29 protein-coding genes are annotated in these 24814 nt (G+C 55.2%); 21 read left to right on the forward strand and 8 right to left on the reverse strand.

Annotation, left to right across the window (positions count from 1 at the left end; translation table 11 throughout):
• Positions 1-10 precede the first annotated feature (10 nt).
• The 4 genes from ACXAEW_RS03160 to ACXAEW_RS03175 all read right to left on the reverse strand — a co-directional run bounded on the left by ACXAEW_RS03160 (position 11) and on the right by ACXAEW_RS03175 (position 2441).
• Positions 11-892 carry an MBL fold metallo-hydrolase gene (locus ACXAEW_RS03160; protein WP_474939935.1) on the reverse strand — a complete coding sequence of 294 codons (882 nt, stop codon included), beginning with the start codon at positions 890-892 and terminating at the stop codon, positions 11-13.
• 39 nt (positions 893-931) lie between these two features.
• Positions 932-1063: a hypothetical protein gene (locus tag ACXAEW_RS03165; RefSeq protein ID WP_474939936.1), complete on the reverse strand. Its 132-nt coding sequence runs from the start codon at positions 1061-1063 to the stop codon at positions 932-934.
• A 245-nt stretch (positions 1064-1308) separates the two neighbouring features.
• Positions 1309-1974: a Crp/Fnr family transcriptional regulator gene (locus ACXAEW_RS03170; RefSeq protein WP_474939937.1), complete on the reverse strand. Its 666-nt coding sequence runs from the start codon at positions 1972-1974 to the stop codon at positions 1309-1311.
• Positions 1971-2441, reverse strand: coding sequence for an RrF2 family transcriptional regulator (locus ACXAEW_RS03175; protein ID WP_474939938.1), 471 nt, complete (start codon positions 2439-2441; stop codon positions 1971-1973). Before ACXAEW_RS03175 ends, ACXAEW_RS03170 begins: the two co-directional genes overlap by 4 nt.
• Positions 2442-2559: 118 nt before the next feature.
• On the opposite strand from ACXAEW_RS03175, the gene ACXAEW_RS03180 reads away from it, so the two are divergent.
• The 6 genes from ACXAEW_RS03180 to ACXAEW_RS03205 all read left to right on the forward strand — a co-directional run bounded on the left by ACXAEW_RS03180 (position 2560) and on the right by ACXAEW_RS03205 (position 5756).
• Positions 2560-2739 (forward strand): hypothetical protein, encoded by a 180-nt coding sequence (locus tag ACXAEW_RS03180; RefSeq protein WP_474939939.1) that lies wholly within the window; start codon positions 2560-2562, stop codon positions 2737-2739.
• Positions 2736-3044, forward strand: a complete 309-nt coding sequence (locus ACXAEW_RS03185) for a hypothetical protein (protein ID WP_474939940.1) — start codon at positions 2736-2738, stop codon at positions 3042-3044. Before ACXAEW_RS03180 ends, ACXAEW_RS03185 begins: the two co-directional genes overlap by 4 nt.
• Positions 3025-3162, forward strand: a complete 138-nt coding sequence (locus ACXAEW_RS03190; RefSeq protein WP_474939941.1) for a hypothetical protein — start codon at positions 3025-3027, stop codon at positions 3160-3162. The genes ACXAEW_RS03185 and ACXAEW_RS03190 overlap by 20 nt, the downstream gene beginning before the upstream one ends.
• Positions 3163-3227: 65 nt before the next feature.
• Positions 3228-4637: a cytochrome ubiquinol oxidase subunit I gene (locus ACXAEW_RS03195; RefSeq protein WP_474939942.1), complete on the forward strand. Its 1410-nt coding sequence runs from the start codon at positions 3228-3230 to the stop codon at positions 4635-4637.
• A gap of 10 nt (positions 4638-4647) precedes the next feature.
• Positions 4648-5652 (forward strand): cytochrome d ubiquinol oxidase subunit II, encoded by a 1005-nt coding sequence (gene cydB, locus ACXAEW_RS03200; RefSeq protein WP_474939943.1) that lies wholly within the window; start codon positions 4648-4650, stop codon positions 5650-5652.
• Complete coding sequence (locus tag ACXAEW_RS03205) at positions 5652-5756, forward strand: DUF2474 domain-containing protein (RefSeq protein ID WP_474939944.1); 105 nt, start codon at positions 5652-5654, stop codon at positions 5754-5756. The genes cydB and ACXAEW_RS03205 overlap by 1 nt, the downstream gene beginning before the upstream one ends.
• A 319-nt stretch (positions 5757-6075) precedes the next feature.
• Here ACXAEW_RS03205 and ACXAEW_RS03210 read toward each other — a convergent pair whose 3' ends face one another.
• Both ACXAEW_RS03210 and ACXAEW_RS03215 read right to left on the reverse strand, forming a co-directional pair.
• On the reverse strand, positions 6076-6750 hold the full coding sequence (locus ACXAEW_RS03210) for a hypothetical protein (RefSeq protein WP_474939945.1): 675 nt from the start codon (positions 6748-6750) through the stop codon (positions 6076-6078).
• 180 nt (positions 6751-6930) lie between these two features.
• A complete protein-coding gene (locus ACXAEW_RS03215; protein WP_474939947.1) occupies positions 6931-7137 on the reverse strand; it encodes a cold-shock protein in 207 nt (68 codons plus the stop codon).
• 662 nt (positions 7138-7799) lie between these two features.
• Between ACXAEW_RS03215 and ACXAEW_RS03220 the strand changes: the two genes are divergently transcribed.
• Positions 7800-8006, forward strand: a complete 207-nt coding sequence (locus ACXAEW_RS03220; RefSeq protein WP_474939949.1) for a hypothetical protein — start codon at positions 7800-7802, stop codon at positions 8004-8006.
• 543 nt (positions 8007-8549) lie between these two features.
• Here ACXAEW_RS03220 and ACXAEW_RS03225 read toward each other — a convergent pair.
• Positions 8550-9326, reverse strand: a complete 777-nt coding sequence (locus ACXAEW_RS03225; RefSeq protein WP_474939951.1) for an IclR family transcriptional regulator — start codon at positions 9324-9326, stop codon at positions 8550-8552.
• 164 nt (positions 9327-9490) lie between these two features.
• On the opposite strand from ACXAEW_RS03225, the gene ACXAEW_RS03230 reads away from it, so the two are divergent.
• From ACXAEW_RS03230 to ACXAEW_RS03285, 12 genes are all read left to right on the forward strand, one after another.
• Positions 9491-10222, forward strand: a complete 732-nt coding sequence (locus ACXAEW_RS03230; protein ID WP_474939952.1) for an SDR family NAD(P)-dependent oxidoreductase — start codon at positions 9491-9493, stop codon at positions 10220-10222.
• A 369-nt stretch (positions 10223-10591) separates the two neighbouring features.
• On the forward strand, positions 10592-11827 hold the full coding sequence (locus ACXAEW_RS03235; RefSeq protein WP_474939954.1) for a branched-chain amino acid ABC transporter substrate-binding protein: 1236 nt from the start codon (positions 10592-10594) through the stop codon (positions 11825-11827).
• Positions 11828-11903: 76 nt separating this feature from the next.
• Positions 11904-12833 (forward strand): SMP-30/gluconolactonase/LRE family protein, encoded by a 930-nt coding sequence (locus ACXAEW_RS03240; protein ID WP_474939956.1) that lies wholly within the window; start codon positions 11904-11906, stop codon positions 12831-12833.
• Between the two features lies 1 nt (position 12834).
• Positions 12835-13794 (forward strand): branched-chain amino acid ABC transporter permease, encoded by a 960-nt coding sequence (locus ACXAEW_RS03245; RefSeq protein WP_474939958.1) that lies wholly within the window; start codon positions 12835-12837, stop codon positions 13792-13794.
• A 12-nt stretch (positions 13795-13806) separates the two neighbouring features.
• Positions 13807-15090: a branched-chain amino acid ABC transporter permease gene (locus ACXAEW_RS03250; protein ID WP_474939959.1), complete on the forward strand. Its 1284-nt coding sequence runs from the start codon at positions 13807-13809 to the stop codon at positions 15088-15090.
• The gene (locus tag ACXAEW_RS03255) at positions 15087-15851 is read left to right on the forward strand and encodes an ABC transporter ATP-binding protein (RefSeq protein ID WP_474939960.1); all 765 of its coding nucleotides are present in this window, start codon (positions 15087-15089) and stop codon (positions 15849-15851) included. The genes ACXAEW_RS03250 and ACXAEW_RS03255 overlap by 4 nt, the downstream gene beginning before the upstream one ends.
• Positions 15848-16576, forward strand: coding sequence for an ABC transporter ATP-binding protein (locus ACXAEW_RS03260; protein WP_474939961.1), 729 nt, complete (start codon positions 15848-15850; stop codon positions 16574-16576). Before ACXAEW_RS03255 ends, ACXAEW_RS03260 begins: the two co-directional genes overlap by 4 nt.
• A gap of 1 nt (position 16577) precedes the next feature.
• Positions 16578-17345 (forward strand): 3-ketoacyl-ACP reductase, encoded by a 768-nt coding sequence (locus ACXAEW_RS03265; RefSeq protein WP_474939962.1) that lies wholly within the window; start codon positions 16578-16580, stop codon positions 17343-17345.
• A 126-nt stretch (positions 17346-17471) separates the two neighbouring features.
• A complete protein-coding gene (locus tag ACXAEW_RS03270; protein WP_474939963.1) occupies positions 17472-18314 on the forward strand; it encodes an alpha/beta fold hydrolase in 843 nt (280 codons plus the stop codon).
• 12 nt (positions 18315-18326) lie between these two features.
• On the forward strand, positions 18327-19799 hold the full coding sequence (locus ACXAEW_RS03275) for a flavin-containing monooxygenase (RefSeq protein WP_474939964.1): 1473 nt from the start codon (positions 18327-18329) through the stop codon (positions 19797-19799).
• Between the two features lie 10 nt (positions 19800-19809).
• Positions 19810-20589, forward strand: a complete 780-nt coding sequence (locus ACXAEW_RS03280) for a coniferyl-alcohol dehydrogenase (RefSeq protein ID WP_474939965.1) — start codon at positions 19810-19812, stop codon at positions 20587-20589.
• 11 nt (positions 20590-20600) lie between these two features.
• A complete protein-coding gene (locus ACXAEW_RS03285; protein WP_474939966.1) occupies positions 20601-22046 on the forward strand; it encodes an aldehyde dehydrogenase in 1446 nt (481 codons plus the stop codon).
• A gap of 188 nt (positions 22047-22234) precedes the next feature.
• Here the strand turns inward: ACXAEW_RS03285 and ACXAEW_RS03290 are convergent, their stop codons facing one another.
• Positions 22235-22711, reverse strand: a complete 477-nt coding sequence (locus ACXAEW_RS03290; protein WP_474939967.1) for a MarR family winged helix-turn-helix transcriptional regulator — start codon at positions 22709-22711, stop codon at positions 22235-22237.
• A gap of 215 nt (positions 22712-22926) precedes the next feature.
• Between ACXAEW_RS03290 and ectA the strand changes: the two genes are divergently transcribed.
• Positions 22927-23457: a diaminobutyrate acetyltransferase gene (gene ectA, locus ACXAEW_RS03295; RefSeq protein WP_474939968.1), complete on the forward strand. Its 531-nt coding sequence runs from the start codon at positions 22927-22929 to the stop codon at positions 23455-23457.
• 66 nt (positions 23458-23523) lie between these two features.
• The gene (gene ectB, locus ACXAEW_RS03300; RefSeq protein ID WP_474939969.1) at positions 23524-24810 is read left to right on the forward strand and encodes a diaminobutyrate--2-oxoglutarate transaminase; all 1287 of its coding nucleotides are present in this window, start codon (positions 23524-23526) and stop codon (positions 24808-24810) included.
• Positions 24811-24814: the final 4 nt, after the last annotated feature.

A 24814-nucleotide genomic window follows, 5' to 3' on the forward strand; every position in this document is an offset into this window, starting at 1 on the left:
CCTGTTCCTCCTACAGCGTGTTCACAGGCACTTTGAGCATCGGATTGCCGTCCTTGTCCGTCGGCACTTCTCCCGCACGCATGTTCACCTGTAGCGACGGAATGATCAGTCTGGGCATATCAAGCTGCGCATCGCGTTCGGTGCGGAATTTGATAAAATCTTCCTTGGTCTTGTCCCCGCCCACATGGATATTGTGCGCTTTTTCTTCACCCACGGTCGTTTCCCACGCAATGTCCCGGCCGTTTGGTCCGTAGTCGTGACACATAAACAGACGCATATCGTCTGGCAGGGCCAACACTTTCATAATGCTGTCATAAAGCTCCTCAGCGCTGCCCCCCGGAAAGTCACAACGTGCCGAGCCTCCGTCGGGCATAAAAAGCGTATCGCCAACAAAGGCCGCATTGCCCATCACATGTACCATACAGGCAGGCGTATGACCGGGCGTGTACATCGCAAAGCCCTGCATGTTGCCGATCTTATAGGTATCGCCGTCTTCAAACAGCGCATCAAACTGGCTGCCGTCACGCTGAAACTCGGTGCCTTCGTTAAACACCTTTCCAAAAACGTCCTGCACCACCGTGATCTTTGATCCGACGCCAATTTTACCGCCCAGCCGCGACTGGATATAAGGGGCCGCGCTCAGGTGATCAGCATGGACGTGGGTTTCGATGATCCACTCCAGCTTTAAGCCGCGAGTTTCGACCTGCCGGATCAGTTCATCCGCATGATCAAAGGTAATCCGGCCAGCGGCATAATCTATGTCCATGACACTGTCGACAATCGCACAGGCATCAGACGTCGGATCTTTTATGATGTAGCTGATTGTATTTGTTGCCTCATCGAAGAAGGCCTGAACTTCGGGTTTGACGTCCATTTTCACAGGATAGGTCATTTTGGATCTCCTTGATTTCAAACGCAGTCAGTAACCACGTCATTGCTCCATCACCATGTCTTGGGCAGGATCCATGGAGCGTTCAGTCATAGCGGTAAAGGTGCCCCCCATGCACATCCCGCCGCTGCGCACTTCAACCAGTGAAACGCGGACCAGAGCACGCTGGCGCACCGCGCTATCAGGCGGATTTAAGCTTAGCTCCAAACTCAGCACCTGAAAGACTGCGCCAAATCCGGTCGCGGGACCACCACGGAAAAGGAAAGAAGCGCACAAGATACTTCTACCGTGATGCCCTGCTGGTCGTGATGCGGGCGTAACAGTTCATGGTCTCCTCCCCATGCGATAAGTTGATATCGAAATATAACTTTAACACCCCCGCTTCAGTGACTTTGTCACGTAACTCCAAGAAACATCCTCTAAGGACTTTGGGCGATGGCCGCCAAACCGGCTTTGTCGCATAGGCTGATTACGCCACGCGACTGCGCGATCAGGTCCCGCTTGTGAAAATCATTCAGCACGCGCGAGATCACCTCGCGCGCCGTGCCCAGTTCACTGGCCAAGTCCTGATGGGTCGTATGGATTTCTTTGAGGCCATCCCCAAGCACCAAAAGCCGCTGGGCCAAACGCACATCAATCCGGCCAAAAGCCACATCATCCACAACCCGCAACAAGTCGATCAGACGGCGTGAATAAGCCGCAAAAACAAAGTTGCGGAACGCGTCTTCTTCGGCAGCGAGGCGATCAAAAGCAGGTTTGGCCAGCACGATAACGGTCACATCGGTTTCAGCGATGCCCTCTGCGTTATAAGCCTCTTCCGCCAAAATACAGGCGGTTGTCAGAACACAACTATCCCCCGCCTCCACACGATAGAGCACGATTTCACGCCCGTTGTCTGAACGTTGCGAAACACGAATGCGACCTTCGTACAAAAAGAACAAACCATCAGGAACATTAAGCGGTCCAAAGACCTGATCACCCTTTTTTATATGAATAGACCGCGCGGTTACATTCAACCGCTTTCGGACATCTGGTGGCAAGGCCGCCGTTCCTTTGAAACGTTCGGTCCAGTCGAAATCCGTCATTTCAAGCTCCGTTTCGGTACCGTAATTCCTTCCTCTAACGGCGCGATCCGCGCCATAAGGTCGTGGCGGTTCGAAGCGATGTCGGCCAAGGTCAGATCATCCAAAACCGCCATGAACGCACGTGTCGCTTCGTGCAAGGCACGCGACAATTTGCAGATGCCGATCAATGGGCAGGTGTTGTTTTCAGGATTGAAGCACTCGACCAGATCCATCGGCCCCTCAGTCAACCGCACCACGTCGCCAACGATAATTTCCTCCGCCGGGCGAGCCAGACGAAACCCGCCCCCGCGCCCACGTTGGGTTTCAACGTAGCCAGCTACCCCGAGTTCATGGACGATTTTGACAATATGCGGACGCGCAAGTCCATGCACGCGCACAACGTCATCGACGCGAATTAAGTCCGGCGCTTTCAAAGCTGCCAACTGCAACGAACGCATGGCAAAATTTGTATACGATGTAAGTTTCATGACAGTCCCCCAAATAACTTATACCTTGAGTATAACTTTTTGCAAGTTAAGTGACTTTGTCACTGAAAGGGCGCGGGCCACCCCCTACGTCGAAATCATACATCACCGAGAAAGCTTCATGACCGTTCTTCCTGAAGATACCGACCCCGATTCTACCACCCTAACGACACCCGGCCTGAACCCTTTTAATGACCGGTTGGCCGTGGATGGTAAGGCTCCCCTCCACATCCTTCCTGCGGAACTCAAGCCGATCTGCGCCTCCAAACTGGCCCCGCACAGCCCAAAGGAAACCCTATGAAGTTTGCGACTCTCATATTTGCAACCCTCTGTCCGCTGGCCGTGACAGCACAGGAAACACCCGGATCTCATTTCATCGAAAACTGGGATCTGAACGACGACGGCACGGTATCGCTCACCGAGCTGACCGAAAAACGCAGCGAAGTATTTTATATGTTCGACACGGATGAGAACGGTCTTCTTGATGAGGATGAATACAGGTCTTTTGACGAAACCCGCGCGGCCGATATGGAAAGCCAGGGCGAACTTGCTAAGGGCAAGATGTCACATCCAGAAAGGTATGATTATGACTTACGACGCTGCTGATGGCGACGGGCAGGACAGCAAAGCGGAATTCCTTGCAAAGACCACCGACTGGCTGGCGGTCATAGACCGTGATGGCAGTGGTGATGTAACATCCGCAGATTTCGGTCCGCGTGGTTAACGAACTGACCAAGCTTTGACCCTATTGTGGGTCTTGGTTCCCCCTTCCAGCCCAAGAGGCAAAACATGTTAGACGGTTTTTCAGCTGAGACGCTGGCGCGTGCCCAATTCGCCTTTACCGTGTCTTTCCACATCATCTTCCCTGCATTTTCCATCGGACTTGCCAGCTATCTGGCGGTTCTGAATGGTCTATGGATCCGCAAACGGGATCAGACCTACCTGACGCTCTTCAACTACTGGAAAAAGATCTTTGCCGTGGCTTTTGGCATGGGCGTGGTGTCCGGCATCGTTATGTCCTATCAGTTTGGGACGAACTGGGCCGTTTTCTCGGATAAAGCCGGTCCTGTGATCGGCCCCCTTATGGCCTATGAAGTTTTATCGGCGTTCTTCCTTGAGGCGGGCTTCCTTGGCATCATGCTGTTCGGGCGTGAACGCGTGGGGGAAAGGCTCCACATGTTCGCAACTGCAATGGTCGCCTTTGGTACATTGATGTCAGCGACCTGGATTTTGTCAGTCAACAGCTGGATGCAAACCCCCGCCGGATACACCGTCAACGACGTGGGTCAGTTTGTTCCAGAGGACTGGTGGCAGATCGTTTTCAACCCTTCTTTCCCCTATCGCCTTGTCCATATGGTTCTTGCCGCTTTCCTGACAACGTCCCTTGTTGTTGGTGCCGTTGGTGCCGTTCACTTGCTGCGCGACAGAACAGACAAAGAGGCAAGACGCATGTTCTCGATGGCCATGTGGATGGCGGCCATCGTGACACCGATCCAAATCTTTGCAGGCGATGCACATGGGCTAAACACGCTTGAACATCAACCGGCCAAGGTAATGGCCATGGAAGGACATTACGACAGCCACCCAGATGGCGCACCGTTGATCCTGTTCGGCGTTCCCAACGCCAAAGAAAAGCGGATCGACTATGCGATAGAGGTCCCAAAGCTCAGCTCACTGATCCTCAAGCATCATTGGGATGCGCCGTTGGACGGGCTGGATACCATACCGGATGATGAAGAACCCCCGGTTGCGATTGTATTCTGGAGCTTTCGGATTATGGTTGGCCTTGGGTTTGCCATGCTCGGCCTTGGTGTCTGGTCACTTTGGGCGCGCTGGAAAGGACAGCTTTTTGATGCACCCTGGCTGCACCGGACAGCCGTCATCATGGGGCCAACCGGGTTTGTCGCAGTCCTCGCAGGCTGGATCACTACAGAAGTTGGTCGCCAACCCTATACGGTCTACGGCCTACTGCGGACCTCCGAAAGCATCGCGCCGGTGGATGCACCGGCAGTCGCGACCTCTTTATTGGCGTTTATCATAGTCTACTTCTTCGTCTTTGGCGCGGGCACATTCTACATCCTGCGAATGATGAACAAGCGACCTTCGACCCCAAAACTGGGCCTCGCCGATGGCCCAATCCGTACGGCGGGCATTACGCCAGCCCCACAGACCCGCGACACATTCATCCCGGGCAAATAGGAGAGCCACAATGATTTTTGATCTCGCATTTGTCTGGGCAGGGCTGATTGCCTTTGCAGTCCTGACATATGTCGTCCTGGACGGGTTCGACCTTGGCCTTGGTATCCTGTTCCCCTTTGCCAAATCCGATAGTGACCGCGACCAGATGATGAACTCTGTCGCCCCGGTCTGGGACGGCAATGAAACCTGGCTGGTACTGGGCGGCGGTGGTCTGTTTGCAGTTTTTCCACTGGCCTATGCCGTCATCATGCCAGCACTTTATATGCCCACAACGGTTATGCTCCTGGCTCTTGTTTTTCGCGGGGTCTCTTTTGAGTACCGTTGGCGGACAACCCGCTGGAAAGGCGTTTGGGACACAGCGTTCTTTGGCGGCTCTGTCATCGCAGCGCTGTGTCAGGGCATCGCTTTGGGGGCACTGGTCCAAGGGATCGAGGTAACGGACCGCGCGTATTCCGGCGACTGGTTCGACTGGCTGACCCCTTTTTCGATCCTCACCGGGATCTCGGTGGTGGTGGGATACGCCCTGCTCGGAGCCACATGGCTGGTGCTCAAAACTGAGAACGGCCTGCAAAACCAGATGCGCCGGTACGCGTGGTATCTGGGGGCAACCACTTTGGGCCTGATCGGGCTGGTCAGCCTGCTCACGCCATTCCAAAACCCTGTCTATTTTGAGCGCTGGTTCAACCTGCCCGGCAGCCTGTGGTCAATGACTGTCCCCCTCATCATGCTCGCCCTGATCTGGTCCTTTTTCCGTGGATTGAATGACCAGAAAGACCTGCAGCCCTTCCTATCCGCGCTGGGGTTCTTCACGGTGAGCTTCATTGGCATCGGCATCAGTTTCTATCCGATGATGGTCCCACCATCGCTCACCATTTGGGATGTTGCGGCACCGGACAGCAGCCTTGCCTTCGCTTTGGTCGGAGCAGTTGTGCTGATCCCCATCATTCTGGGTTACACGGCTTACGCCTATTGGGTATTTCGCGGCAAAATGGACCCATCCGAGGGGTATCACTGATGAACAATACACTTTTACATAAGTGGCTTTGGTTCTTTGGGCTTTGGCTGGGAGGCGTTTTGGCTCTTGCTGTTGTGGCCTATGCGATAAAGCTGGTCATCTAACCCCAAGACACGATCGTGGCATTGGCCGGACTTTCTGCCTGTGCCACGATCAGATCGCGCATACCACCGTGCAGTCTACCAGCGCGGATCTATGTGTCGATGCCCCGGAGCGGCTAGCTGCCATAGTGAGACTATTGCGTTACAGCGCCATCGAGGGCCCAAAATCTGCGCCAGATCGCTATTTGAACGGTCCCGATTTGGGCTGCCTCTTTAAGAGCACAGGCGTGTTGACCAAACCGTTTCTGTTGACGCAAATCACAATATGTAATCAACGCTGAGGATCAGCCCAGCGTCTGAGTGTTTGCCCTGATCGGTTGTGTCAAAGAACCGATCTGACAGCTTCCCGTAACTCCTGGTGAAGTATCCAGTTTCCGCGATGATCATCGTTTGGTGGTGCCCCTCGGAACCCCAAGATCGCGGTCCCATCAAAATCGTTTTTCATTGAATTCTTTGATAATCCAATCGACAGATAGCTCGCCAGTAACGAACCAGCGGCCGCAAAAGCCCGATTGGCCGATGCCTGCGACTTGTAGCCAGCTGCATATGCGATCCGGGCTTCAGGCAGCCCTTCGTCGTCGGCAAACGCCAAGGCCAGCAACATTGCAGTCTGGGGGCGGGAAAGCGTGACCTGTTCGATCGCTTCCACATATTCCTCAGTGCTTGGCACGGTTGATCCTGTTTCGGGATCGGTTCTGCGCCCTTCGGTTCTGCGCGTTTCACGTGCATCAATAACCCCCTGCAGGGCAGCTATCGCAGCTTCTTCCGTAGCACCTGTCGCCTCTGCGATCAGCCCCCGCGCCTTCGTCGGCGGCTTGGGAAACGCGCGAGCAATGAATTCACCGGCGAGACGGCCAGACTTGATCTGGTACCTGCCGTGCTCGCCGATCTGGATTTCGGCCACTGGCTTCTTCGGCTTTTCCTTGGCTTTCTTTGGTTTGTCTTTGAACAGGTCGCGGCCCGTGGCAGTACGCGCTTGCGTGCTGAAACTTTTCATCTTGTTGTCTCCTAAATCGAGCTGACGACAGCGCTGTGTGTCCGGGGCGGACTTATCTGTTGCGCCACCCAGGACTGGGAAAAAATGCTGCAAAGCTATGGGGCTGAACACCTTTCGCATCCACCTGTGAGGCCGGATCGAAAGCCACAGACCACCGGAACATTCGCCACATCTGCGGGGTCAAGCGAGCGTGATATTGGTCGCGTTTTCTCGACCATCGCGGCCTGTTTCCAAGTCAAAGCCCACCTTCTGGGTCTCCGACAAACTGCTCAAACCGGCCCGTTCCACGGCAGAGATGTGGACAAAAACATCCTTGTCTCCCCTTTCCGTCTCAATGAAACCAAAACCTTTTTCAACATTGAAGAATTTCACGGTGCCATTGGCCATGTCCGTGGTCTCCTGTCCATGTGCTGCCCGCAGGATGCTGCAGCCCGGCAAAGTCAGACTGAGAAAACGACTGACGCCGGATGAACGGAAGCAGAGGGTCGCAGAGTAAAACGATCGCATAGCAGACATGCGTCTTGTCGCAGCGACTTACAAGGGCTGTCGTGCCATCTCTGAAACTTAGCACGTCTTCAGAGGAATCTAACCTTGCCTCATTGACAAGTCCCTGACGCATCCTCATCAGCAAATAGCGTTGTCGCTCTGCCGCGTGAGCTGGCGGATCAAATCCGCCCCCGGCCGTGACGCACTGTTTTCCCACATCACGAAGAGGGTACGGCGGCTACGGGCCAAATCCTGACAACGCCAAATCCTGACGACGCCGAAGCGCGAAACTATGGCGGCGGCTCGAACTGCACGCTCGGTTTCCAGTTACCAGATGCAAATAGCGTCGACATGCATGCAAACCCACATCTTGATCGGTCCTGAAACCATTGGCGCTGTCACTGCGGCTTTTCGCTCGCGGCTGGAACACGCGTCCGTGGACGATGACACACCAAGATCAGACCACGACGATAAGTCTGATTTTCAAAGGCAACATCGGCCCCGGTGCCAACTCGTCTCACCCGCGCGACCTTGACCTATTGGAAAAACATGAGGAGTGGGAAATGACCGTAAAATCCGCAGAGATGGATTTGGGGACAAGCAAGGCAAACGCTGACATCGCCGCCGAGCGCGCCTGTCTGAGCTGCAAGGAAACATTCTGGCGCGAAGGGGCTGGTGAACGGATATGTTCCCGCTGCAAAGGATCCACCCTTTGGAGGTCCGCAATTTATGAAGGTCACGGACCAGGTCGGCGCCGTTCGGGCGGATAATGATCTTGTCTGTCAAATGCCATCCATCAGGATCACACATTTGGCCGATTACCATCGCCGAAAGGTGACTTGGTCCCTACGCAGAAAGTGACGATGCTGCCTGGAGTGATACCAGCCCGCTCAAATGATGCTGAGTTCTTCCCAGGACTTGCCAAAGATTGGTCCTACAGCTTCATGGTCAATTCCGAGAAGGCACACACGGGTCGACCTGCCGGAGCGATTGGCTGGGCTGGATTAGCAAATTGCCTTTACTGGATCGACATTGCAAACGGCGTTGGTGGCTATTGAGCCACCCAGATTCTCCCCTTCGGAGATCCGGTGTCGTTTGGCGGTTATTTGGATTTCGAAACGGCCGTTTACGACGAAATGGCCGCAGCAAAAACAGTATAACACCGTCAACAAACATCTTGCGCGGGATACGCAAATTTGCCCCTCGCGCAAGATGCTCAGCGAAATATGAACTGTCGATCAAGGCGCAGCCGGTGGGCGTACTGCACGCTCACCAACCCAGCTGCCTTCACCTTTTGGATACATCGCTCTGCCTTAGTCCATACCAACCATTTGGGAAAGTTGTGCAGCAACGCGCTGCATTTCGGGCAACAGGCTGTGCGCACGTTCCCGGGTCAACCTTTGCGGAATGGAAGAAATGGTCAGCGCGAGATAAGCGGACCCGCGTCGGTTCGGAACCGGCAAGGTCAGCCCGGCGACCCCTACAAAGGTTACATCTCGCGCCCAACCAAACCCGGCCTCTCGGACATTATAAACCTCGTCACGGAAACTGTCCGGCGTAGCTTCACCAAACAAACTTCTGTTTCGGCTCGCCCGCGTGATAATGTCCTCGGCCTCATCTTCCGGCATGGATGCAAGCAGCGCGCGCCCTGAATGCCCCGACACCAGATGAAGGGTCTGATTTGCAGACACAACATGTGTACGAATTGGATACGCCCCCTCACAGCGCAAAAGGTAATGCGAAAAATCGCCGGTGCGCATGGCCAGATACACCGTGTCCCCGCAGCTATCCGCTAGGCTTTGCACACAAGGCCGCAAAAGCTCCGGATCGCCGACAGGGCTTGGTGCATTGAGACCCAGTTCATACATCGTAGATGCAAGACGGTATCGGCGATCCGCCACGCGCTCGACAAACTTCTCTGCTGTCAGCGTGGACAAGATCCGATGAACCGTTGGTCGGCTTAACCCTGATCGGTCCGTCAGGTCGATAAGACGTGCCCCACTGGAGCCATGTCGACCCAGCTCGCGTAGAATCAGGCAGGTACGTTCGACAACCTGGCTTCTGCTGGACTTATCCTTAACATCACTCATGGCTTACCCCCACGACAACAAAGACCGATATACGGACTTTGATGCCGTTTTTCTCCATAATTTACCTTTACCTATTGCACTCACGCAAAAAAATAAATGCTCTACCGCAAAAACATGAGTCAACATAACGGACTAATTTTCAATCTCGGGAGGAGAAATAGAGCATGAAACGATTTGAAAACCAAGTCGCCGTCATCACTGGTGGCTCACGCGGCATCGGCCGTGCAGTTGCCGAGCGCCTCGTGTCAGAAGGCGCAAAAGTAGCGATATGGGACCTCCAAGGCGCAAAGGAAGCAGCCGCAGAGATTGGATGCGCGGAAGGGTTTGAAGTCGACGTCGCCAATGAAGCCTCCGTCGAAGCAGCTAAGCTGGCAACTGAAGCCGCCTTTGATAAAATCGACATTTTGGTCACGGCAGCCGGCATCACCGGACCGACACACCCCCTGCAGGGACACGACTATAAGTCCTGGAAGCAGGTTATCGACATCCACATCGGAGGTGTCTTCCTCTGCTCACGAGCAGTGATCGACGGCATGGTCGCGCGGGACTACGGGCGGATCGTAACCGTGTCGTCCGTTGCCGGCAAAGAGGGAAACACAAACGCCTCAAGTTACTCCGCCGCGAAAGCCGGGATCATTGGCTTCACCAAATCACTGGGAAAAGAACTTGCCAATACAGGCGTTCGCGCCAACTGCATCGCACCCGGTCTGATAAACACGCCATTGATGGACCAACTGCCCGAACACCAGATTCAGCTCTCCCTGTCGCGAATCCCCCAAGGGCGCTTTGGAACAGTCGAAGAATGCGCCGCGATGATCGCCTTCATCGCAAGCCCCGAGTGTTCATTCAATTCTGGCTCCATCTTCGACATGTCCGGCGGCCGCGCCACATACTAAGTCCACTCAGTGGACTAAATTTCAGAAAAACACATGACGCATCCACCTATCCCAAAGAGCAAAAATGGAAATAACTCATTATTATTCAACAATCTCCTCAGAAGCGAAAAGAAAAGCCGCCCAAGAAATGTAAAATAAGTATAGAAGAAGTCCATTTATCGGACAAACTCGATTGAAAAACCTGACCGAGTTTTTCACCATAGAAACACGGATCGGATCAAGACCCAATGGACCTCTGGTCGGCTGGGATCGCGATCCTGGGCTAAGGCCCGGAGGAGAAAACTGACAATCTCTCAAACCGCTGCGGCGACGCAGATGTCTGACCCCAAAAGGGTGAGGCCAGGAGAGCTTTGTCTTTGGGAGGACAGAATGAAGACGTTACACACCCTGATTGCATCCGCATTGGCATTCAACATCGCGACCAGTGCCTTTGCAGCAGACACTTTCAAATTCGCAATGATCGACCCGTTCTCGGGACCAGCTGCGGTTGTTTCTGAACGGATCGAAAAAGTTCTGCGTTTTGCGGTTGCAGACGTGAACAACAACGGCGGTCTGAACGGAGAACAGATCGAGATCCTGAAATTCGACAACAAAATGTCGCCGCAAGAAACCGCTATCCAGGCGCAAAAAGCCATCGACGCCGGAGCACGGATTCTACAGACCTCGGTCTCCTCGTCGAACACATTTGCGCTGGTGGATTTTGTCCGCAAACACAATCGACGCAATCCAGATGACAAGGTCATCGTTTTTGACGGCGCCTCCCACGACCCGGCAATCACAGGTGAAAAATGCAGTTACTATAGCTTTTCCTGGGTGCTGGATGCGGACATGAAAACAGCCGGCCTTGCTGCCTATCTAAAAGGGCGCAACGACATCGGCAAAGTATATTTGCTAAACGCTGAAGGCTCTTCCGGACAGACCACGCGAAAGTCAGTCCTGGAAATGGTCGGCGCGGCACGACCTGATATCGAATGGGTCGGAGATGACACGCACCCCCTGCAGAAGATTACAGACTTTACCCCCTATGTCGCCAAAATCAAAGCCTCTGGCGCAGACGCGGTGATCACTTCTGACTGGGGCGCAGATCTGGCATTGGTGCTCAAGGCTGCAGGTGAGGCGGGCCTTGATACGGAATGGTTCACCTATTTCTCGACAGGCCCCGGCGCACCAACCGCGATGGCGCAATCCGGGCTGGATGGTCTGGTCTATTCGGTATTTGACGGGGACGCAGGTATAAAGGACCCTGGCCTTCAGGCTTTTGAAGCCGAATTTCGCGAGGTTTCCGGGATCTCCGCAAGCCCCTTCCCCGGCGACAGCTCCGCCATGCGCGCCCTTGCCATGGCCGCAGAGGCTGCAGGTTCCAATGAGGTCGACGCCTTAGTGACGGCCTTGGAAGGGGTGAAATTTGAAACCATCTTTGGTGCGCCCGCCGAAATGCGCAAAGACGACCATCAGATTATCACCCAGATGGCTGTATCGAAATTCGCTCCGGTCTCTGAAGGCAGCCTGGACGAAGAAGGCACCGGGTGGGGATGGCACAACGTTGCGCTGATCCCCGCAGAAACCATCACTCTTCCAACCGTTTGTGAGATGAAACGTCCATAAACGGGTCATCTGGCGTGTCGCTTATGGCCAACATTGGCGGCGCGCCGAAAAGGCACAGGAGGAAAGAATAATCACGATGACACAATACCCTTATCGAATATTGGCCGAAGGTCTCGGATTTCCCGAAGGTCCGGTCGTGTTGCCCGACGGCACCATCATACTCTGTGAAATCCAGAAGCGCTGCCTGACCAAAGTCTTCCCGGACGGAAGAAAAGAGGTTTTTCTACGGCTCTCTGGCGCACCTAACGGAGCCGCCGTGGGCAAAGATGGCGCGCTCTATATCTGCAACAACGGTGACGGGTTTGCCTGGGGAAATCCCGGCGGATGGACGCAACCCGTCGGGGGGAATCCCGAATACAGCGGCGGACGTATCGAACGCGTCGATCTGACCACAGGCGAAGTGACCGAACTTTATCGCGAGATCAATGGACAGGCTTTGCTGATGCCCAATGACATCGTGATAGACCGCGATGGCGGGCTTTGGTTCACCGATCACGGTATGCGGACAGAACGGAGTTTTGTGCACGGCGGGCTTTACTACGGGGCGGCAGATGGCTCTTTTGCCAAAGAGGTTGCCTACCCCATCACAACGGCCAATGGCGTCGGCCTCTCTCCAGATGAAAAAACCGTTTATGTGGCCGAGACCGAAACCGGACGGCTCTATTCCTTTGACATCACTGGACCTGGTGAGATTGCCCCAATTGACCACGCCAATCCCGGAACATCGGTCCTGGCGCAGCTCGAAGGCTTTAAACGCTATGACAGCCTTGGCGTCGAAGAAAGCGGCAATATCGCCGTTGCCGGATTAACGCCTGGGTGTATCACCGTGATTTCGCCTGAAGGCAAAGAAGTCGAAACGGTTGAGATGCCGGATCCGTTTTCAACCAACATCGCCTTTGGCGGACCCGATATGAAAACCGCCTTTGTTACCCTTTCAGGCTCTGGGCAACTCATCGCGGTTGATTGGCCCCGCGCGGGCTTAAAACCAAATTTCTCGGGATTGTGACATGGGCTACGAAACCATAGCATTCTCTCTCCTGAACGGCACGCTTTACGGGATGTTGCTGTTTTTGCTGGCCTCCGGCCTGACGCTGATCTTTTCCATGATGGGCGTTTTGAACTTCGCCCATGCCAGTTTCTTTATGGTTGGCGCTTTCCTGGGGTTTGAACTGTCCAAACACATTGGCTACTTCCCCGCCCTGATTGTTGCTCCGGTACTGGTGGGAATTTTGGGCGCGCTAGTCGAACGGTACGGGCTGCGCAGGGTTCATAAGTTTGGACACTTAGGAGAACTGCTGTTCACCTTCGGCGTTGCCTTTGTCATCGAAGAAGCGGTTCAAATGATCTGGGGGCGCAGCCCGCAAGACTTTCAGGTACCGGCAGCACTGAACTTCACCGCCTTTGAGCTGTTCGGCACAGGATACCCCGCGTTCCGCCTCTTTATGCTGATAATGTCGATCGCGATCTTTGCCGGCTTGTTGCTGCTGTTAACCCGCACCCGCGTTGGGCTGATTGTGAAGGCCTCTTTGACGCATCCGGAAATGGTGTCCATGCTAGGCCATGATGTCCCGCTTGTTTTTATGTCGGTCTTTGGCGTGGGCTCTGCACTGGCAGCCATTGGCGGTGTTATCGCAGGTCCGATCCTGGTTACCCAACCCTCAATGGCCGCCGCTCTGGGCCCTATCCTCTTTGTCATTGTTGTTGTCGGAGGGCTTGGATCCCTTGCCGGAGCATTTGTTGCCTCGCTCTTGATCGGCTTCATCCAGACCTTTGCTGTGGCTATTGATTTGTCAGTTGCAGACGTCTTTGGCCTGATCGGGATATCCCATCCGCCGGCAGCTTTGGGCGCATTGATTGAAGACATCTGGACCGTCTCAGTGTCCCAAGTCGGCCCCGTAATCCCCTACCTCCTTCTGGTTGCCGTCCTGATTTTTCGCCCAATGGGCCTGTTTGGCAAACGTGCCTAAGGGAGAGAGTAAATGAGCACAAATACACTTAACCCAACTATGGAGCGGCACAGCCCGCGCCGTTTTACAGGACTTCCGTGGATTGCAATCGTCGCAGTCTTGGTGGCGTTGCCCCTGATCTTCACGAGCAATTCCATGATCTCCACGCTGAACTACTTGGGCACGATGGCGATCTTTGCACTCTCCTATAATGTCCTCCTTGGACAAACCGGTCTTTTGTCACTGGGTCACGGTACGTTTTTCGGCCTTGGCGGGTTTATCGCCACTCATGCGGTTCTTGGCATGGCGGACGCTGGTTTTGAATTCCCGCTGCCGCTTGTTCCATTGATTGGCGGGATCGGCGGTCTCATACTCGGCATCTTCGGAGGCTGGCTGGCGTCGGGGCGCGGCGGCATGCCTTTTGCGATGATCACCTTGGGATTGGCAGAGCTGGTCTACGCTGCGGCAGCCTTATTCCCGTCAATCTACGGATCAGAAGAAGGCGTTTCCATGGACCGGATGGACCTCGGAGAGAGCTTTGGCATGAACTACGGACCAACCACCGATATCTATGTCATCGTCGCGGTCTGGTTCCTGATCTGCGCTGGCCTTTTGTATTTCTTCACCAAGACGCCCCTTGGGCTATTGGCAAATGCGGTACGTGACAACGCAGAACGTGTCGAGTTCTTAGGGTTCACGGCGAAACGCGTGCGGCTGCTGGCCTATGCAATTGCCGCGGGCATCGCCGGGATCGCGGGATCTCTGGCGGCCATAAATTTTGAGATCATGACCGTACATGAACTCGGTGCCGCAACATCCACGCTCGTGTTGCTGATGACCTATATCGGCGGAACAAAGCATTTCTTCGGTCCGGTCTTGGGCGCAATTGTCATTGGCCTGATGAAACTTTGGCTTTCGGACATCAGCCCTGCCTGGATGATGTATTTCGGTCTTTTGTTTGTCTTCGTGGTGATGGCAGCACCTGGCGGACTGGCCGCGATGATCGCGGACTCACTTACCCTCATACGGTCCGGCACATTCGCACCACAAGCGCCTCTGCTGGCCGCTGTCGGCATCTGTGGCATCATTAGCTTATTCGGGATCATTGTCCTTATTGAACTCGCCTACCGCGTCGGCCTGGACGCGCAGCTTGGACCACAAATCTCGGTGCTTGGACTGTCATTGAACGCCCATTCCCTCCCGTCTTGGGCGCTGGGATGCGTGTTTTCTGGTGGCGGTGCCTTGGCTATGCGCCCCCTGCTCGATCGTCTGGACACGCTGCGCCACAAACTGGGTGCAAAAGGAGGTGCCGTATGACGCATGACCTGGCTCTCGAACTCAAAGACCTGCGCAAATCCTTTGGCCCGGTGGACATCATCCGCGGCGTCAATCTGGACCTGCGAAAAGGCGAACGCCATGCCCTGATCGGCCCGAATGGAGCGGGAAAATCAACGCTGTTCCACCTCATTTCAGGCAGGATTACCCCGACATCCGGTGAAATCCTCTTTGAAGGTCAGAACATCGAAGGCACCTCGCCTGCTGAAATCGCGCGCAAAGGACTGTCTCGCAGCTTTCAGATTACCAACATCTTTCCGCAGATGACCGTGGAGGAGAACCTTCGCTGTGCTGTCATGTGGAAGCTCGGCCATCGGTATACGTTTCTGCGTCGCCTATCCAAGCTGTCGGACGTCGCCGAAGAATGTGAACGCCTATTGTTGGAACTGGGCCTCACCCACCGCGCTCAGGATCAGGCAGACAGCCTGTCCTACCCCGAACAACGTGCGCTGGAACTCGGGCTCGCCGTTGCCTCTGGCGCACATACTCTGCTGCTCGATGAACCTATGGCCGGAATGAGCCACTCCGAAACAGATGCCGCGCTCCAACTCATTCTGAAAGTCACCGAAGGCAAAACCCTCCTGATGGTCGAACACGATATGGGAGTGATCTTTGAAATGGCGGACCGGATATCTGTACTGGTCTATGGCGAAATCATTGCAACCGGGACGCCGGAAGAGATCCGCGCAAATGCCGCAGTACAAGAAGCCTATTTGGGTGCACCACAGGAGGACGCGGCATGACCAAGCCAGAGCTTGATATAAAGGCTGAGACCTTGTTGTCTGTGGAAAATCTGGAAGCCTGGTATGGAAAAAGCCATATTCTTCATGGCGTGAATATGGAGATCAAACGGGGGGAAATTGTCTCCCTCCTGGGGCGCAATGGCGCAGGCCGGTCAACCTTGCTCAAGGCGATTATGGGCGCAATCACAACCAAAGGCGCGGTGACATTTGCAGGCATCGAACTGGGGGGACAAAAACCTCATAGGATTGCCCATGCAGGCATCGGTTATGTCCCTGAAAGCCGTGATATTTTCCCAGACCTGACGGTAAAAGAGAACCTGATCCTAGGCCTTAAACCCGGTGGGGAAGGACGGTGGAGCATGGAGGACATCTATGATCTTTTTCCGGTTCTGCGCACCCGCGCCGATACGGCCGCTGGCGCTTTGTCAGGTGGCGAGCAACAGATGCTCACCATATGTCGCACGCTTATTGGTGATCCCGATCTGATCATGGTGGACGAACCGACCGAAGGGCTTGCCCCCAAAATGGTCGCTGCGGTGGGCGAACTCTTGGAGCGGATCGCAGCCAAAGGTGTGTCGATCCTCTTGGTTGAGCAGAAACTGGTTATCGCGCTCGATATTTCCCATCGGCTTTATGTCATGGGCCACGGAGAGATTGTGTTTGATGGAACATCGGCAGAGCTGATGAACGCGCCCGAAGTTCGCGCAGAATGGCTGGAGGTGTAACATGGCACGACCCGTTGCACTTGTAACAGGCGCACGACAGGGACTTGGGCGCGGCATTGCTCTGGCCCTGGCCCAGGTCGGCTTTGACATCGCGGGACTGGACCTCTTCAAAGATGCAAAATCCGAAGCTGTACAGAACGAGCTTGAAGCCGCAGGGGCAAAGGCGTGGTTCGGCCCAATGGATCTTGCCGATGTCGACAGCCACGCAGACGCAATCGCGGCCGCAGAAGCCGCACTGGGACCGATAGATGCCTTGGTGAACAACGCAGGCATCGCTGCCCGGCCGCTGACCGACATCCTTGAACTCGGCACCGAGGCCTTCGACAAAAATCTCGATGTGAATCTGCGTGGAACGTTCTTTTTCACTCAGGCCGTGGCCAAACGCATGCTGACCCGCAAGACAGATAGCTATCGCTCGATCACATTTATCACATCAATCGCCGCAAGCCATGTATCCACGGATCGCAGCCCCTATTGCGTCTCCAAGGCCGGCCTGTCGATGGTTGCAAAACTCTATGCGGATCGGTTGGGGGCGCATGGCATTTCGGTGCATGAAATTCGCCCCGGATTTATCCGCACCGAAATGACCGGCTCTGCTCCGACCAGGAAGATCGACGCTTATATTGACAACGGTTCTGTGACCCAAAGGCGCTGGGGAGAGACGTCGGATATCGGCACTGTGGCGGCGAGCCTTGCCTCTGGCGCGCTGCCCTATGTGACCGGACAACCAATTTATGTGGATGGAGGCTTTCACATCCCAACCGCCTAAGACCCGCCAAGGGCATTGGCCCTTACCTGACACTTAACCATCCCCGCGCAGCACGCCTGCAGCGGCACCGGAGCCTGATGCCCAAAGGCTGCGTACGGGGAGGCTTTGACAAAAGGAAATTGAGACATGCTCGATACCCAACCCTTCCGCGAGAACCATGTGACCGTCAACGGAGTTACGGTGCGCTATCGTGTGGCAGGGCCAGAGAACAACCGCGCGCCGCTGGTTCTGGTTCACGGCACCGCCGGATCCATTGACGGGCATTATGGTTACATCTTCCCCATGATGTCCTATCGCCAAAGAGTGATCGCTCTGGACTGGTCCGAGCCAAACGGAGAGACACTCGAACTGTCCGACCTTGTGGACCAAGTACGAGCGGTGATCGAAGCCGAAGTTCCCACAGGCCCCGTGACTTTGATGGGCTATTCTCTGGGCGCGGTTGTGGCCGCGCAGGTGGCCGCTGACATGGGCGACAAGATTACCAACCTCATTCTGACCGCAGGTTGGCTCAAAACCGACGCACACCAGAAGATGCGCAACCATGTGTGGCGTCAGCTGCGGTCTGAAAACAGCCCGTCGATCACCCAGTACATGACATTTTGCGCCTTCTCACCCGCCTTCATGAACATGAAGGGCTTTGACGCGATCCTTGCTGCCTCTGGCATGCTTGAGATGAGCCCCTTTGTAGACAAACAGATGGATCTCAATACCCGGATCGATGTGGCAGCCGCCTGTGAAACCATAACAGCCAAGACCCTCGTCATCGGTGGCACCTATGACATGATGGTGCCGAAACATCATTCCAAACAGCTTTTTGGCGCGATCGAGGACGCCCGATACGCCGAAATCCCGGCAGGTCATGCGGTTGTCCATGAACGTGCCGCCGAACTCTTCCACTATGTCGATCGCTTCACCGCTCAGCCTGACGAATACCCCGCTGGCGCGATCATCCCCGCCCAAAAGCCGTAAGGAGAACCCATTATGACCACTCAAACACCGATCCTGATCATCGGCGCCGGCTTTGCGGGCCTTGGCATGGCAATTCAGCTGAAACGATCCGGCCGCGATGATTTCATCATGATCGAACGGGCATCTGATGTGGGCGGCACCTGGCGTGACAACCACTACCCCGGGATCGCTTGCGACGTTCCCAGCCATCTTTATTCCTACAGCTACCTGCCCAACCCCGACTGGACACGCGTCTTTTCTCCCGGAGGCGAGATCCAGGCCTACATCCGTAAATGTGCCAAAGACGAAGGCATCCTGCCCCACACGCATTTCAACACCGATATGCTGAAAAGCACCTGGGACGAGGGTAAAAAACGTTGGATCGTCGAAACCTCAAAAGGCACCTATGAGGCCAAAATCTTGATCACCGGGACCGGCCATTTGGCCGATGGCCATATGCCTAAAATCGAGGGGCTTGAAACATTCACAGGCGAGGTTTTCCACTCAGCCGACTGGAACCACTCCGTTGATCTTGAAGGGAAAAGAATCGGTGTTGTGGGGTCCGGTGCCTCGGCGATTCAAATCGTACCTGAGATGCAGAAAGTAGCATCAGAACTGGTCGTTTTTCAACGTTCCGCCCCCTATATGATCCCGCGCTGGGATCGCGCCTACACCGAAGGCGAGCGGCGCATGTGCCGTCGCGATCCAAGCGTAATAGATGAAATGCGCTCTGAAATTTTCTGGGCGGGCGAACATAACTTTGCGCAGCGACGCAATATTCCTCGGTACCTCAATGAGGCCAAGGAACTCGCGCTCAGCAATCTGGAAAACAACATATCAGATCCCGATCTGCGCGCGAAACTCACGCCCGATTATGAGGTTGGCTGTAAACGCCTGCTGATTTCCAACAGCTATTACCCGGCAATTGCGGCCGAAAATACAACGCTTGAGGCCTCTGCCCTGGCCAAGGTAGACGGCGGTCAGGCCATCGGATCATCCGGCGTCGCCCATGATCTGGATGTGCTGGTCTTTGCCACCGGATTTGAGGCTGTACGCCCACCTTTTGCAACCCGCATTTTCAACGCAGATGGCACCAGCCTGGACGCCCATTGGGATCAGGGCATGCAGGCCTATGACAGTATCGCGGTCAACGGCTACCCAAACATGTTCATCATCAATGGCCCGAACACCGGGCTTGGACACAACTCCGTGGTCTACATTATCGAAGCTCAGGTGGACTACATTCTCGGCGCATTGGATCACATCGAAAGAGCAAACGTCGAGGTGATCGAGGTCAAACGCGAACAAGAAGACGCCTATATGGAGAAGCTCGATCGGATGTCCGAAGGCACTGTCTGGCTCGCCGGTGGCTGTAAGTCCTGGTACGTCGACGAGCGCTCGGGTCGCCTGACCCTGATCTGGCCCGATTTTGCGCACAGTTTCCGCGATGAGAACGGGACGTTCCATCCCGAAGGCTACGCCACAACGTCCTTCGCAGCAGAATAGGGAGGCAGAAATGCTTGAGGGAAAGACGATAATCATTACCGGGGTTTCATCCGGGATCGGAGAGGAAACGGCGCGCCAGGCCCGCGCAGCCGGAGCGAAAGTGATCGGCGTTGACCGCAATAGGCCGACGATTGAATTGGACGGGTTCCATCAGGTGGATTTGACCGATGAAGCAGCGCTGGATGCCCTGATCGAGGAGTTGAAACCGCTCAAGGCGGATGGCCTTGCCAATATTGCAGGGGTTCCGCCCACGGCTCCGGTCGACGTGGTTCTGGCGGTCAATCTTGTCGCACTGAAAAAGCTGACCTTGGGGCTGGTAGAGAGCCTTAGTAACGGCGCATCGATTGTCAATCTGGCGTCTTTGGCCGGCATTGGCTGGGAAGGTGTCGTGGACAAGATCCGGGCCGCAGACGGCCTGACCCACACGGGTATCCCGGAGTTTGCAGACGCCCATCAAATCACACCAGACATCAGCTATTTCTTTTCAAAGCAAGCACTTGTGGCCTGGACACATGAAAACCGCTGGACATGGAGAGACCGTGGCATTCGTATGAATTCCGTGAGCCCAGGCCCTGTGGACACGCCGATCCTTGGCGATTTTCTGGAGACCCTGGGCGAGCGCGCCGAAGAAGACATGCGCATTATGGATCGCCCCGGCGCACCAACGGACATCGCGCCCGTTGTGACCTTCTTGCTATCGGATGGTGCGGCCTGGCTGCGCGGCGTGAACGTCGCCACAGATGGCGGCATGCGCGCGCATATCGATGCAACCAGCCACGGCTTGAATTGAAAGGGGACGGCATGAGTTTGGATCTATTGATTGGCGGCAAGAACGTAGCCGCACAAGAAGGTGCGACCTTTATCCGTCGCGATCCCGTGAAAGGAGAGGTGGCCACCATAGCAGCAGCGGCCTGCGTGCAAGACGCGCTCAAAGCTGTATCGGCGGCGCAGTCCGCCTTTTCCATATGGTCCACCCAAGGCCCGGCAGCACGGCGCGCGATTTTGGTTAAAGCCGCAGAGATTATGGATGCTCGTTCAGGCGAATTTGTGGAGGCGATGGTCGAAGAAACCGGAGCCACGCGCATTTGGGCTGGGTTCAACGTGCATCTCGCCTCGGGCATGCTGCGCGAAGCCGGGGCAATGACCACGCAAATCGGCGGCGAAGTGATCCCCGCCAACAAGCCAGGGACGCTGGCAATGGCGGTTGCAAAGCCCAAAGGCGTTTGTCTTGGTATTGCCCCGTGGAATGCGCCGGTGATCCTGGGAACGCGAGCGGTGGCGATGGCCCTAGCCTGCGGCAATACTGTGGTACTGAAGTCCTCAGAACTTTGCCCGCGCACCCATCGTTTGATCGGCGAATGCCTAAGCGAGGCTGGCCTTCCCGAAGGTGCAATCAACGTGATCTCAAACGCACCTGAAGATGCACCCGCAGTGGTCAAAGCCCTGATTGAAGCCCCCGAGGTTAAACATGTGAATTTTACCGGCTCAACGCATGTAGGGCGGATTATTGGGCGGATTGCGGGCGAAAATCTGAAACCGGCTTTGTTGGAGCTTGGTGGCAAGGCACCGCTTTTAGTGCTCGAAGAAGCGGACCTCGACGGCGCTGTCAATGCGGCCATTTTTGGTGCGTTCATGAACCAAGGCCAGATCTGCATGTCCACGGAGCGGATTATCGTTGTCGACTCTATTGCCGATGCTTTTGTCGACAAACTCGCGACACGGGCCGCCGCCCTGCCCTTTGGCAATCCCCGGGATCAGGTTGTCCTGGGTGCATTGGCAGACAAAGACGCGGCTGCGAAAATGGATGGGCTGATTGCAGACGCAATTGAAAACGGGGCTCGGCTTGTTGCCGGAGGCACCCGCAAAGGCGCGATCCATGCGGCGACACTGTTGGATGGTGTAGATGCAAATATGCGGATCTATCACGAGGAAAGTTTTGGCCCGGTGAAATCCATCATCCGTGTGGCCGATACCGACGCCGCGATAAAAGTTGCCAACGACACGGAATATGGCTTGGCCTCTGCGGTGTTTTGTCAGGACATTACCAAGGCGATGAAAGTTGCGGAACGCATCGAAGCCGGCATCTGCCACATAAATGGGCCAACGGTCTCTGATGAACCCCAAATGCCATTTGGCGGCGTCAAAGCATCGGGCTATGGCCGATTTGGTGGCAAGGCAGGTATTGGCGAGTTTACCGATCTAAGATGGATCACAATCGAAGATCCAAATCAGAACTATCCGTTCTGAACCTCATACCTCATCGAAACGCGCCGGAACGCCCTCATGGCTTTTCGGCGCGCCAATTGCCTTAGCTGTCGCAACTCCGTGCCAAGGCAGCATGGAAACGTCTCGTACATTATAGGAATGCCCGGCAAGACCCCTAGCCCTTACAGTCAGGGCGCGGCGATTGTCTCTCCTTCAACTTCCGGCGACGGTTATTCTACAGGCCGAATTTCACCTGTATCCAGAACCGGTGACGCGTCCATGTCTTCCGCATCAAGCATGCCCGCAACGCGTTCGAGGTTTGCGACCAACATGGCTTGCTCCCAATCCTCCATCGCTGCGAACTTGCGCACAAATCGCTGCTGTAGCGGATCAGGGGCGTCGCTCAGCACTGTGCGTCCAGCGTCAGTCAGCACAATATTGGTCTGCCGCCGATCCAGAGTAGACTTCTCACGCACGGCCAACCCATCTCGTACCAACTTATCAACCAAAGAGGTGACAGTTCCCTGCGAAACCCTCATGCGCAGGGAGACAGCTTTGGCCGTGGTGTATCCCTGTTCTGATATGATTTGCAGGACACGGAATTGCGTGGGCGTAACCCCCGTGGACTGACGTATCTTGCGTCCAAACAATTCAGTCGCGCGCACAATCCGCCTGAGGGCAATCAAGCTACTATCGATACGGTCCAAATTGCCTCCATTCATTTGATTGTCAAACCTTATGCACTTTGGACTCAGGGCGCAAACACAAACAAACTTCACTCATCAAAGCTATTTATGGTGATTTTACATCATGAATCGTTGTAATTTTCAGATATTTCCATCAATTTCCCTATTAATTGCTTCGACTATTGAAGTTACGTCCATATCCTGTTACTTTGATAAACGAAGCGAAAGGAGCCCCTATGCAACACCCCGCTCACTCAATGCACGTCGATTTGCCGTCTTTGCGCAAACCCTCCGCCAAAGATGGCGCAGAAATCTGGTACCTTGTCAGAGCCTGCCGCCCGCTTGACGAAAACTCGATGTATTGCAACTTGCTGCAGTGTGATCACTTCGCCGACACCTGCGTTCTGGCCGAATTGGCAGGCAAGACCGCTGGCTGGGTATCTGCCTATGTCATGCCGAACGAGCCGGACACGCTGTTTGTCTGGCAAGTTGCCGTATCGGAGGTCGCACGTGGCCAAGGGTTAAGTGGTTTGATGCTGCAGCACATTCTGAACCGTCCGCAGTGCAGTGGGGTGAGCCGCATTCAGACGACCATTACCGCGGATAATGAAGCCTCTTGGGCATTGTTCCGCAAATTTTCACATCTCCAAGGTCAGAAGCTGGAGAGTGCGCCCTATTATACGCAAGCTCTGCATTTCCAGGAACGCCACAAGACCGAGTATCTGGTTACCATTCCGCTTTCCAAACGAGCGCAACTGGCTGCCTAAGCCATGCGCCCTCCTTTGCTGGCCAGCTTTCCTTTTATCCACCCGCCAAAACCCAAGAGAGGTCGTATGCATACGAACCCGACTGATACTTCCATATTCACACGCCGTGAATCCGAGGCGCGCAGCTATTGCCGGGGGTTTGACACTGTTTTCACCTCGGCCAACGGCTCCGAAATGACATCCAGCGATGGAAGACGTTACATCGATTTCCTCGCCGGCTGCTCGTCGTTGAACTACGGCCACAATGATCCAGACCTGAAAGACGCGCTGATCGCACATATCCAGGCTGACGGTGTTGCACATGGGTTGGACATGCACACCGATGCAAAAGCCGCATTTATCACGGCGTTTGAAGAGCACATACTGACCCCGCGTGGCATGTCTCACAAGCTCATGTTTACCGGGCCGACCGGTGCAAACGCTGTCGAGGCCGCAATGAAAATCGCCCGCAAAGCCACCGGCCGAAGCAATATCATCGCCTTCACCAACGGTTTTCACGGCGTCACCCAGGGAGCCTTGGCGGCGACGGGAAACAGCTACCACCGTGGTGGTGCGGGCACGACGCTGAATGGGGTGACCAGAATGCCCTATGATGGTTATTTCGCCGGCTGCGGCGATACCGCTGATTTCTTGGAAGCGATGCTCAACGATCGCTCAAGCGGTCTGGACGCACCGGCTGCGATAATCCTCGAGACCGTACAAGGCGAAGGCGGGCTGAACGTTGCAAGCCGCCCCTGGCTGCAGCGGATCGCAGAGCTGGCCCAGAAAGCTGGCGCGCTGCTGATAATCGACGATGTGCAGGCTGGCTGTGGCCGTACAGGAACATTCTTCTCATTTGAAGACATGGACATCTCCCCTGACATCGTCACCTTGGCCAAATCCATTTCGGGCTTTGGCCTGCCAATGGGGCTGGTCCTGGTAAAACCCGAGTATGACTTGATGGGCCCGGCTGAACACAATGGCACCTTTCGCGGCAACAACCACGCCTTTGTCACGGCACGCGCTGCCTTGGAGAAATTCTGGGCCAGCGATGAATTTCAACGCGACATTTCCCGCCGGGCGCAACTGGTCGAAGACGGTCTGCAGACCATCGCAGATATGGTCCCCGGTGCGCAGCTCAAGGGGCGCAGCATGATGCGCGGCGTAGATGTCGGCAGCGGTGTTCTAGCGGGTGAAATTTGCGCCCGCGCCTTCAAGCGAGGACTGATCATCGAAACCTCGGGTCCAGAGGATGAAGTCATCAAGATCCTGGCTCCGCTAACCACCCCAGAGGACGTGCTGAAAACCGGATTGGATATCCTAATTGGCGCAGCACAGGACGTCGTAAACACACATAGAATTGCAGCCGAGTAAGATC

This window comes from Epibacterium sp. ABZ3_068 (assembly GCF_056159265.1).